This window comes from Mycobacterium sp. IDUB_3 (genome assembly GCF_055419585.1).
In genome coordinates, this window is sequence record NZ_JBVAXZ010000001.1 from 296538 (window position 1) to 309723 (window position 13186).

General features: G+C 71.5%; 1 protein-coding gene (running past one end of the window). It reads left to right on the plus strand.

The genetic code is table 11. The annotated features are described in order from the left end of the window. Nucleotides 1-13157, plus strand: the final stretch of a protein-coding gene (locus ACZYVJ_RS01125) for a non-ribosomal peptide synthase/polyketide synthase (RefSeq protein ID WP_463829311.1). Its footprint begins 18130 nt before the window's first position; 13157 of the gene's 31287 nt are visible here — the last part of the coding sequence; the start codon falls outside the window, past its left edge; it ends in the stop codon at nucleotides 13155-13157. Nucleotides 13158-13186: the final 29 nt, after the last annotated feature.

The window sequence follows — 13186 nt, forward strand, 5'->3', positions numbered from 1 at the left end:
TCGACCTTGGTGGCGACAGCATTTCGTCGATGCAGGTGGTCACGCGGGCCCGCGCCGCCGGCCTGGTGTGCAAGACGCGCGACATCTTCGTCGAGCAGACGGTGGCCCGGCTGGCCCGGGTGGCCGAAGTCCTCGACGCCGAATCCGCCGTCGCCGACGACGGGCTCGGGCCGGTGCAGGCCACCCCGATCATCCGATGGCTGCAGGACGTGGAAAGCGTTGGCGGCCACATCGATCAGTTCAACCAGGCCATGCTGGTGCAGGCGCCCGCCACGGTCACCGAGGCCGACGTCGTCACGGTGCTGCAGGCCCTGCTGGATCGCCACGCGATGCTGCGGCTGCACGTCGACAAGGACGTCGCCACCGGCTGGTCGCTGACGGTGCCCGAGCACGGCTCGGTGGACGCGCGCGCGTGCCTGCACGCGGTGGACGAACTGTCCGACGGGGCGGTCATCGAGGCGCGGTCGCGGCTGAACCCGGCCGCCGGCGTGATGCTCAGCGCGGTGTGGGCGCGCGCCACCCGCCAATTGGTGGTGATCGTTCACCACCTGGCCGTCGACGGCGTGTCCTGGCGAATCCTGTTGCAGGACTTGAATATCGCCTGGGCTCAGCATCACAGCGGGCAGCCCGTGACGCTGCCCATGGCGGGCACCTCGTTCGCCCGGTGGTCGTCGCAGCTGGCCGAACGCGCGCACCACCCGGAGGTGGTGGCTCAGGCCGACACCTGGAAGCGGGTGGCTGCAACGCCCGCGGCGTTGCCCGCGGTGCGTCCAGACGTGGACACGTTCGCCACGGCCGGACACCTCTCCATGGAGCTCGACGCCGAGACCACCGGCGCGCTGCTCGGTGACGTGCCGGCGGCGTTCCACGCCGGCGTGCAAGACATTCTGCTGATCGCGTTCGGGCTGGCGTGCACCGAATTCGCCGGCGATTCCGGCGCGCCGATCGGCATCGACGTCGAAGGCCACGGGCGGCACGAGGAGCTGGGCCGCGACGTCGACCTGTCCCACACCGTGGGCTGGTTCACCACCAAATATCCGGTTTCCCTTGCGGTGCACGGTGTTTCGTGGTCTCAGATCGCTTCCGGCGGCGCCGCGCTGGGCGCCGTCCTCAAAGACGCCAAGGAACAGCTGCGCGCCCTGCCGGATCCGCTGAGCTACGGATTGCTGCGCTACCTGAACACCGACATCGACCTGGACGCCCCGGAGCCGCCGATCGGCTTCAACTACCTGGGACGCCAGGGTGGCTTAGGGACCGGAAGAGCCGGGCTCACCGACATGTGGCGGCCGGACCCGGACGGCTGGTCGGTCACCCGCGCGGCGACCGCGATCCCGATGCCGCTGATGCACACCGTCGAGCTGAACGCGGTCACCGTCGACGCCGAGGGCGGCCCGCGGCTGCACGCCAACTGGACCTGGGCGCCGTCGGCGCTGAACGACGAGCAGGTGACCCGCTTGGGCCGGTTGTGGTTCGAGGCCCTGGCCGGCATCTGCGCCCACGTGCGTTCCGGTGGCGGCGGCCTGACGCCGTCGGACATCGCGCCGGCCCGCCTGAGCCAACAGCAGATCGATCAGCTTGCGCGGCAACACCACATCGCCGACGTGCTGGCGCTGACCCCGGTCCAGCAGGGACTGCTCTTCCACGCCAACATCGCGCAGGCGACCGAGGACCTCTACGCGGGACAGCTGGACATCAGCATCACCGGCCCGCTCGACCCAGACCGGCTGCGCGACGCGGTGCAGACGATGATCGGCCGCCATCCCAACCTGGTGGCCCGGTTCTGCGACCAGTACGACGAGCCCGTCCAGATCATCCCGGCCGACCCGGCAGCGTCCTGGCAGTACCTGGAGCTGGACGACGCCGCCGACGCCGACGGCCGGGTCCAGCGCCTGTGCGCCGCCGAGCGCGCCGCGGTCTGCGGCGATCTCGCCGACCAGCCCACTTTCCGGGTGACGCTGGTCCGCACCGCACCGGACCGCTACCGGCTGGTGCTGACCAATCACCACATCGTGCTCGACGGCTGGTCGATGCCGATCCTGCTGGGGGAGATCTTCGCCGGCTACTACGGCCAGCGCCTTCCGGCGGCTGCGCCCTATCGCGGCTTCGTCGACTGGCTGGCCGAGCGTGACGTCGACGCGGCCCGCGCGGCGTGGGCCGAGGTGTTCGCCGGCTTCGACGCCCCGACGCTGGTCGGTCCGCAGGACCGCACGGAGCTCGGACAGCAAAGCGTCGAGTCGTTCTCGTTGCCGGCCGAGCTGAGCCAGGCCATCACCGACCTGGCCCGCTCCTGCCACACCACCGTGAACACCGTGCTGCAGGCCGCCTTTGCGCAGTTGCTGTGCGGTCTGACCGGCCAGGGCGACGTCGTTTTCGGCACCACCGTGTCGGGCCGTCCCGCCGAGGTCGTCGGTGCGGACACCATGGTGGGCCTGCTCATCAACACCGTGCCGGTGCGGGCGAACATCACCGCGACCACCACCACCGCCGAGCTGCTCGACCAACTGCAGGGCGCCTACAACCACACGCTGGACCATCAGCACTTGGCGCTCAACGAGATTCACCGCATCACCGGCCAGGACCGGCTGTTCGACACCCTGTTCGCCTACGAGAACTATCCGATCGACGCCAGCGCCTTGTCGGCCGACCAGGAGCTGGCCGTCACCGACATCACCAGCCGGGAATCCACCCACTACCCGCTGACGGTGCAGGCCCAGCCCGGCAAGGAACTGCGCCTGCAGGTCGAATACGACACCGACGTCTTCGACGCGGCGCGAATCGCAACGCTGATCGGGCGGCTGCGACGGCTGCTGGTCGTCATGACCACCGACCCGGCGCGGCGCTTGTCCTCGATCGACGTGCTCGACGACGCCGAACACGACCGGCTGGACGCCTGGGGCGACCGGGCCGTACTGGCACAGCCCGGCACGGCGGTGTCCATCCCGGCGTTGTTCGCCGCGCAGGCGGCGCGCAGCCCGCGGGCCGCGGCGGTGACCTTCGAAGGCCGGTCCATGCCGTACCGGGAGCTCGACGAGAAGTCGAACCGGTTGGCACACTTGCTGATCGAGCGTGGGGTGGGCCCTGGCGAGGTCGTGGCCCTGCTGTTCGGAAAGTCGGCCGACGCCATCGTGGCGATCCTGGCGGTGCTGAAAACCGGGGCGGCCTACCTGCCGATCGACCCGGCGCTGCCGGCGGCCCGCATCGACTTCATGCTCACCGACATCGCGCCGATGGCCGCAATCACCGTCGCCGCGCTGGCGGACAGGCTGGACGCCCACGACCTGATCGTCGTCGACGTCAACGACCGCGCCGTGGCCCGCCGGCCCCGCACGGCCCTGCCGGCGCCGGCACCCGAAAACGTCGCCCACATCATCTACACGTCGGGCACCACCGGTGTGCCCAAGGGAGTGGCGGTCAGCCACCACAACGTGACCCGGCTGTTCGAGGCGCGGGCCGTCGGCGTCGAGCTGTCGGCGGATCAGGTCTGGACCCAGTTCCACTCGTACGCCTTCGACTTCTCGGTGTGGGAGATCTGGGGTGCGCTGCTGCACGGCGGGCGGCTCGTCGTGGTGCCCGATTCGGTGGCTCGCTCGCCCATGGAGTTCCACGCGCTGCTGGTCGCGGAGAAGGTCACCGTCTTGAGTCAGACCCCGTCGGCGGTGCGCATGCTGTCGCCGCAGGGCCTGGAGTCGGTGGCGCTGGTGATCGGCGCCGAGCCCTGCCCGCCCGAGCTCGTGGACCGCTGGGCGCCCGGGCGAACGATGCTCAACGTCTACGGCCCGACCGAGGCCACCATCTTCTCGTCGATGAGCACGCCTCTGGCAGCGGGCTCAGGGGCGCCGCCGATCGGCTCCTCGGTTCCCGGGGCGGCGTTGTTCGTCCTGGACGAGTGGCTGCGACCGGCGGCGGCCGGCGTGGTCGGCGAGCTGTATGTCGCCGGTCGCGGCGTCGGGTACGGCTATGTGCGCCGGCCCGGGCTGACCGCGACGCGGTTCGTGCCCTGCCCGTTCGGCGAACCCGGATCGCGCATGTATCGCACCGGGGACCTGGTGTGCTGGGGCCTCGACGGGCAGCTGCAATACCTGGGCCGCGCCGACGAGCAGGTCAAGATCCGCGGTTACCGCATCGAGGTCGGCGAGGTGCGTTCGGCCCTGGCCGCGCTCGACGGTGTGGACCAGGCGGTCGTCATCGCGCGCGAGGACCGGCCCGGTGACAAGCGCTTGGTCGGCTACATCACCGGCGGCGCCGATCCCGTCGAGGCCCGCGCGCAGCTGGCCGAGCGGCTGCCCGGCTACATGGTCCCGGTGGCGGTGGTGGTGCTCGACGCGCTGCCGATGACCCTCAACGGCAAGCTCGACGTCCGCGCCCTGCCGGCACCCGAATACTCCGCGGCCGGGTATCGCTCGCCGACCACCCCCACCGAGGAGATCCTGGCCGGCATCTACGCCCACGTGCTGGGTGTCGAGCCGCCTCAATTTGTCGGCGTCGACGACTCCTTCTTCGACCTCGGCGGGGACAGCATCTCCGCGATGCGGGTGATCGCGGCCGTCAACAGCGCCATGGACGTCGGCGTGCCGGTGCGCGTCATCTTCGAGTCGCCCACGATCGCCCAGCTGGCACCGCGCATCGGCGAGGACACCGGCCGGCTGGACCCGCTGGTGGCGGGGGAGCGTCCGGCGGTGGTCCCGCTGTCGTTCGCGCAGAGCCGGCTGTGGTTCCTCGACCAGCTGCAGGGACCGTCCCCGGTGTACAACATGGCGGCGGCGCTGCGGATGCACGGACGCCTGGACGTCGCGGCGCTGGGAGCGGCGCTCGCCGACGTGGTGGCCCGGCACGAGAGCCTGCGCACGGTGTTCGCCGCGACCGACGACACGCCGCAGCAGGTGGTGATCCCGGTCGAGCAAGCCGATCTGAGCTGGCGGACAGTGAACGCCCGCGGCTGGTCGGCGAGCCGGCTGCGCGAGGCCATCGATGCCGCAGCCCGCGAGACCTTCGACCTGGCCACCCAGATCCCGTTGCGCGCCTCGCTGTTCCGCGTCGACGACGACGAGCATGTGCTGGTCGCGGTGGTCCACCACATCGCGGCGGACGGCTGGTCGCTGCGGCCGCTGGTGCGCGACCTGGGCATGGCGTACGCCCGCCGGTGCGCCGGGCGCGCCCCCGACTGGGAGCCGCTGGCCGTGCAGTACGTCGACTACACGCTGTGGCAGCGCGCCCAGTTCGGCGAGCTCGCCGACAGCGGCAGCCGCATCGCCGGGCAGCTGGCCTACTGGCAGGACGCGCTGGCCGGTATGCCGGAGCGGTTGGCGCTGCCCACCGACCGGCCCTACCCACCGATCGCCGACCAGCGCGGTGCGGCCGTCGAGGTGGACTGGCCGGCGGACCTGCAGCAGCAGGTTGCGGGGTTGGCCCGCGAGTACAACTCCACCAGCTTCATGGTGGTGCAGGCCGCCCTGGCGGTGCTGCTGGCCAAGATCAGCGCCAGCACCGACGTCGCGGTCGGCTTCCCGATCGCAGGCCGGCGCGACCCCGCGCTCGAGGACCTGGTCGGCTTCTTCGTCAACACCCTGGTGCTGCGGGTCGACCTGACCGGCGATCCGAGCTTCACCGAGCTGTTGACCCGGGTGCGCGCGCGCAGCCTGGAGGCCTTCGAGCACCAGGACGTGCCGTTCGAGGTGCTGGTCGAGCGGGTCAACCCGACCCGGAGCCTGACGCATCACCCGCTGGTGCAGGTGATGCTGGCCTGGCAGAACTTCGCCGGGCAGGACAGCGAACCGGGCGCCGGGCTGGCACTGGGCGACGTGCAGGTCACGTCGATACCGCTGGACACCCAGGTCGCCCGCATGGATCTGGTGTTCTCGCTGGCCGAGCGCTGGGCCGAGGACAACGAGCCCGCCGGAATCGGCGGGCGGGTGGAGTTCCGCACCGACGTGTTCGACGCGGAGACCATCCGGACGCTGATCGGGCGCCTGCAACGCGTCCTGGAGGCGATGACGGCCGATCCCACCCGCGCGCTGTCGACGGTCGATCTGCTCGACCGGCGTGAGCACGCCCGCCTGGACGCCCTCGGCAACCGGGCGGCGCTGACCGCGCCCCCCGCTGTGGACGCGTCGATTCCGGCGTTGTTCGCCGAGCAGGTGGCGCGCACCCCGGACGCGGTGGCGCTGCGCTGCGACGGCCGCTCGTGGACCTATCGCGAACTCGACGAGGCCGCCAACCGGCTGGCCCGCCGCCTGGCCGGGCTGGGCGTCGGCCGCGGCGAGCGGGTCGCGCTGCTGTTCGGGCGTTCGGCCGAGGCGATCGTGGCGATCCTCGCCGTGCTCAAGGCCGGGGCCGCCTACCTGCCGATCGACCCGGGGCTGCCGGACGAGCGGATCGGGTTCATGCTCGACGACGCCGCGCCGATGGTCGCGATCAGCACCGCCGAGCTGGCCGGGCGGCTATACGGCCACCATGTCGTCGTCATCGACGTGAACGACCCGGCCGTCGACGCCCAGCCGTCGACCCCGTTGCCGGCGCCGAGCGCCGACGACATCGCCTACCTGATCTACACCTCCGGCACCACCGGTGTCCCCAAAGGCGTTGCCGTCGCGCACCGCAACGTCGCGCAGCTGCTGGCGTCGGGGGAGTCCGGCCTGCCGCGCGAGGGCGTCTGGTCGCAATGGCACTCGCTGGCCTTCGACGTCTCGGTCTGGGAGATCTTCGGCGCGCTGCTGCAGGGCGGGCGCCTGGTGGTCATCCCCGACTCCGTGGTCCGGTCACCGGACGACTTCCACGCGTTGCTGGTCGCCGAAGAGGTCACCGTGATCAGCCAGACCCCGTCCGCGGCCGATGTGCTGTCGCCTGAGGGGCTCGAGTCCGCCGCACTGGTGGTCGCCGGTGAGGCCTGCCCCACCGAGCTGGTCGACCGGTGGGCCCCCGGCCGCGTGATGATCAACGCCTACGGCCCCACCGAGGCGACGGTGTACGCCGCGGTCAGCGCGCCGCTGCAAGCCGGATCGCCCACTAACGCGCCAGTGCCCATCGGCTCGCCGGTGCCCGGGGCGGCCGTGTTCGTCCTGGACGAATCCCTGCGGCCGGTGCCGCACGGCGTGGTCGGCGAGCTGTATGTGGCCGGCGGCGGCGTCGCGGTCGGTTACTGGCGCCGCGCCGAGCTGACCGCGTCGCGCTTCGTGGCGTGCCCGTTCGGGGCGCCCGGGTCGCGCATGTACCGCACCGGCGACCTGGTGCGCTGGGGCGCCGACGGCCAGCTGCAGTATCTGGGCCGCGCCGACGAGCAGGTCAAGATTCGCGGCTACCGCATCGAACTCGGCGAGGTGCGCTCGGCACTGTCCGCGCTGGACGGCGTGGAGCAGGGCGTGGTCATCGCCCGCGAGGACCGGCCCGGCGATAAGCGCCTGGTCGGCTACGTCACGGGGGGAGCGGACCCGGTCGAGATCCGCACCCGGCTGGCCGATCATCTGCCGGGCTATATGGTTCCGGCCGCGATCGTGACGCTCGACGCGCTGCCGCTGACGGCCAACGGCAAGCTCGACGTGCGGGCCCTGCCGGCGCCCGAGTACCGCGACGTCGACCGGTATCGCGCACCAGGCACCCCCGTCGAGGAGACCCTGGCGGGCATCTACGCCCAGGTGCTGGGCGTAGAGCGGGTCGGCATCGACGACTCCTTCTTCGACCTGGGTGGCGACAGCATCTCGTCCATGCAGGTGGTGACCCGCGCGCGGGTAGCCGGTCTAGCGCTGCGCACGCGCGACATCTTCACCGAGCAGACGGTGGCCCGGCTGGCGCGGGTGGCCGGCGCGACCGACGGTGAGTACGGCGCGGCCGACGAGGGCGTCGGCGACATCGCCGCCACTCCGATCATTCACTGGCTGCGCAGCGTCGACGGCCCGGTCGATCAGTTCAACCAGACGATGGTGCTGGCCGCACCCGCCGGCGTCACCGAGGCCGACGTGGTGACGGTGTTGCAGGCCCTGCTGGACCGGCACGCCATGCTGCGGTTGCGCGTCGACGAGGACGCCGGCGCATGGTCCCTGCAGGTGCCCGAGCCGGGATCGGTCGACGCGGCCCAGCGCGTGCACGCCGTCGACGAGATGTCCGACGCGGCGATCATCGAGGCGCGGTCACGGTTGAATCCCGCCGCCGGGGTGATGCTCAGCGCACTGTGGGTGTCCTCCACTCGCGAGCTGGTGCTGATCGTTCATCACCTGGCCGTGGACGGTGTGTCCTGGCGCGTGCTGCTGGAAGACCTCAACGTCGCCTGGGGTCAGCACCACCACGGGCAACCGATCGCGCTGCCGGCCGGCGGAACGTCGTTCGCCCGCTGGGCCACGCTGCTCGCCGAGCACGCGTCGTCGCCGGCGGTGGTCGCGCAGGCCGACGCCTGGCGGCAGGTCGCCGCGACGCCGCCCGCCCTGCCGGCGGTGCGGCCCGAGGTCGACACCTACAAGACCGCCGAGAACATGTCGGTCACGCTGGACGCGAAGACCACCCGCACGCTGCTCGGCGAGGCGCCGGCCGCATTCCACGCCGGCATCAACGACATTTTGCTCGTCGGGTTCGCGCTGGCCTGGGGCGAGTTCCTGGGCCCCCACCTTGCTGTCGGCTCGCCGATCGGCATCGACGTCGAGGGCCACGGCCGCCACGAAGAGCTGGCCGCTGGGGTGGACCTGTCCCGCACCGTGGGCTGGTTCACCACCAAATACCCGGTGGCACTGAACGTCGGCGGGCTGTCCTGGTCGCAGGTGACGGCCGGCGCGCCGATCCTGGGTGCCGTGGTCAAGGACGCCAAGGAACAACTGCGCGCGCTACCGGATCCGTTGAGCTACGGACTGCTGCGCTACCTGAACGCCGACGTGGACCTGGACGGCCCCGACCCGACCATCGGGTTCAACTATCTGGGCAGGTTGGGCGGCGCGGCCGCCGAGCTCTCCGACGAGCTGTGGCGGATCAGCCCGGACGGCTCGGCGGCCACCGCCACCAGCACCGCGGTGCCGATGCCGCTGATGCACACCGTGGACCTCAACGCCGGCACCATGGACACCGCGGACGGCCCCCAGCTGCACGCCAACTGGACGTGGGCGGCCACGGCGCTGGACCGCGAGCAGGTCGCCCGGCTGAGCCGGTTGTGGTTCGAGGCCCTGGGCGGCATCTGCGCGCACGTGCGCCACGGCGGCGGCGGCCTGACCCCGTCGGACATCGTCCCGGCCCGGCTGGACCAGCAGCAGATCGACGAGCTCGAGCGGCGGCGGCGGATCGCCGACGTGCTGCCGCTGACCCCGCTGCAGGAGGGGCTGCTCTTCCACGCGAACACCACGCGGGGCAACGACGACCACCTGTACGTCGTGCAGCTGGATCTCACCCTGACCGGCCCGCTGGACGGGGACCGGCTGCGCGACGCGATGCACACCGTGGTCGGCCGGCACCCGCACCTGGTGGCCCGATTCTGCGACCAGTTCGACGAGCCAATCCAGATCATCCCGGCGAATCCCGCGATGGCGTGGCGGTACCTCGAGTTCCAGCCCAACGGCAGCGAGCCCGAAGGGAAGATCCAGCGGCTGTGCGCCTCCGAGCGCGCCGCGGTCTACGACCTGGCCGACCAGCCGGCCGTCCGCGCGGCGCTGGTTCGCACGGGCGACGACCGGCACCGGCTGATCCTCACCATCCACCACATCGTGCTCGACGGTTGGTCGGTGCCGATCCTGCTGAACGAGACGTTCGCCTGCTACACGGGGCAGCGGCTGCCGGCGCCCGCGCCGTATCGCAGGTTCATCTCCTGGCTGGCCGACCGCGACCTCGACGCCGCGCGCGCGGCGTGGGCTGAGGTGCTGGCCGGCTTCGACACCCCGACGCTGGTCGGGCCGCCGCAGCAGCTGGAGTTCGGCGCCCGCGGCGTGCGATCGTTCGCGCTGTCCGAGGACACCACCCGGGCGCTCGGCGAGCTGGCCCGCTCCAGCCACACCACGATCAGCACCGTGCTGCAGGCCGCGTGGGCGCAGCTGCTGGCCTGGCTGACCGGCCAGCACGACGTCGCCTTCGGTACCACGGTGTCGGGCCGGCCGGCCGAGGTCGTCGGCGCCGAATCGATGGTAGGTCTGATGATCAACACCGTCCCGGTGCGCGCCGACATGACGGCGGCGACCACCACGACCGAGCTGCTCGGCCAGCTGCAGCGCGGTCACGCCGAGACGCTCGACCATCAGCACCTGTCGCTGAGCGAGATGCACCGGATCACCGGTCACGAGAGGCTCTTCGACACCCTGTTCGCCTACGAGAACTATCCGCTGGACACCTCGGCGATGGCGGTCGACCACGAACTGGCGATCGCCGGCGTCAACATGTTCGAGCGCAACCACTATCCGCTGACGATGCAGGCCGCGCTGTCCGGCCAGGAACTGGGCCTGCGGGTGGAATACGACACCGGCGTCTTCGACACGCCGACCGTCGAGGCGCTCGGCGACCGGCTGGAGCGGGTGCTGCTGGCGATGACCGCCGATCCGGACCGGCCGCTGTCGGCGGTGGACCTGCTCGACGCGCCGGAGCACGCCCGCCTGGACGAGATCGGTAACCGCGCGGTGCTGGCCCGGCCGCTGCCCGCGCTGCCGTCGATTCCCGCGCTGTTCGAGGCCCAGGTCGCGGACCGGCCCGACGCGGTGGCGATCAACTGGGGTGGCACGTCGATGACCTACCGCGAGGTCGACGAGGCCGCCAACCGGCTGGCACACCTGCTCGCCGACCAGGGCGCGGGCCCGGGAGAGTCTGTGGCGCTGCTGTTTTCGCGGTCGGCGCGGGCGATCGTGGCGATCCTGGCGGTGCTCAAGACCGGGGCCGCCTACCTGCCGATCGACCCGGCGGCGCCCGGCACCCGGATCCGCTTCATGCTCGACGACGCCGCACCGATCGCCGCCCTCACCACGGCGGGCCTGCGGTCGCGGCTGAACGCGTCGCACCTGGCGGTCATCGACATCGAGGACCCCCGGATCGAGGACCAGGCAGGCACGCCGCTGCCGGCACCCCCGGCTGACGGCATCGCCTACGTCATCTACACCTCGGGCACCACCGGTGTTCCCAAGGGTGTCGCCATCACCCACCGCAACGTGACCCAGCTGCTGGAGTCCCTGGACGCGGGCCTGCCGCGGGTCGGCGTGTGGACGCAGAGCCACTCGTACGCCTTCGACGTCTCGGTCTGGGAGATCTTCGGCGCGCTGCTGCGCGGCGGGCGGCTGGTCGTGGTGCCCGAGTCGGTGGCGCGCTCGCCGAAGGACTTCCACGCGCTGCTGGTCGACGCGGGGGTCACCGTGCTGACCCAGACCCCGTCGGCGGTGGCGATGCTGTCGCCGGAGGGGCTGGATTCGATGTCGCTGGCAGTGGTCGGCGAGGCCTGCCCGGCCGAGGTGGTGGACCGGTGGGCGCCGGGGCGCGGGATGATCAACGCCTACGGCCCGACCGAGACGACCATGTGCGTGGCGATCAGCGCCCCGCTGACGCGCGGATCCGGGACGCCGCCGATCGGGTCGCCGGTGGACGGCGCGGCCCTGTTCGTGCTCGACCCGTGGCTGCGGCCGGTGCCCGCGGGTGTGGTCGGCGAGTTGTATGTGGCCGGCGACGGCGTGGCCGCCGGCTATGTCGGGCGGGCCGGGCTGACCGCGTCGCGGTTCGTGGCGTGCCCGTTCGGGGCGCCGGGAACGCGCATGTATCGCACCGGGGACCTGGTCTGCTGGGGCGCCGACGGGCAGCTGCAGTACTCCGGGCGCGCCGACGAGCAGGTCAAGATCCGCGGCTACCGCATCGAACTCGGCGAGGTCCAGGCCGCGCTGGCCGCACTCGGCGACGTCGAGCGGGCCGTGGTGATCGCCCGCGAGGACCAGCCCGGCGTCAAGCGACTGGTCGGCTACATCACCGGAACCGCCGACCCGGGCGAGGCGCGCACCGCGCTGGCTGGGCGGCTGCCGGTCTACATGGTTCCGGCCGCGGTGGTAGCGCTCGACAGTCTCCCGTTGACGCCCAACGGCAAACTCGACACCCGAGCGCTACCGGCGGCGCAGTACAGCGGCAGCGGGTACCGGGCCCCGTCCACGGCCACCGAGCAGGCCCTGGCGGACATCTACGCCCGCGTGCTCGGTGCCGACCTGGTGGGGGTCGACGACTCCTTCTTCGAGCTGGGCGGCGACAGCATCTCGGCGATGCGCGTGGTCGCCGCGATCAATGCCGGCCTGGGCGTTGACCTGGCGGTACGCACCTTGTTCGACGCGCCCACCGTCAAGGCGTTGAGCCAGCGGCTACAGGCCGAGGCGACGGGCGCCGACGAGGTGGTTCCCGTGCAGGTCCTGAAGCACGGGTCCGGCGTGCCGCTGTTCTGCATCCACCCGGCGGGCGGGGTGAGCTGGCCGTACCACGTTCTCGGGAAGTATGTGGACGGCGCAATCCTCGGCATCCAGCAAATCCCGCAGGCCGACCAGGCCGCTCCGCGGTCCATCCGCGAACTGGCCGAGATGCACGCCGACCGGATCCAGGAGGTCCATCCCGACGGGCCGTACAACATCCTGGGCTGGTCGTTCGGCGGTGTCGTCGCCCACGAGATCGCCATCGAGCTGCAGCGCCGCCGCTGCGTGATCGGGCGCCTGATCCTGCTCGACGCACAACCCAGCATCGACGACGGCATCGCCCTGCCCGAGCACGCGCTGAGCGAGCGGCAGGTGCTCGACGACGTCCTGCGGGCCTACAACATCAGCACCGATGCGCACACCGGCCCGCCCAGCGATGAGCAGTTGGCGGAGCTGCTGCGCGAGTCGGGGGTCGCCGACCTCTCCCGGCACCAACAGCTCGTCGATTTGCTGGCCGGGAATCTCAACGACAACATCGAGCTGTACCGGCTGCATGAACCGAGGCTGTTCGATGGTGACCTCAGCGTCTTCTCCGCGGTGCGGGATCAAAACGATCGTGGTTCGCGGCTGGCCCGATCCTGGGAGCCGTATGCCTCGGGTGACGTCCTGACGTTCGCGGTGGACTGCACCCACAACGAGATGCTGACCGCCGACTCGGTCGAGTTGTACGGCGAACAGCTGCGGCGTCTGGTCCGCGCGGAGCGGCGTCGCGAACTGGCCCCGCATGAACGGTTCACCGCGGCATCCGGCGACGACGAGCCGCCCACCACGACATGAACGTTCTCGCCGACTGGCGGCGACCGTGC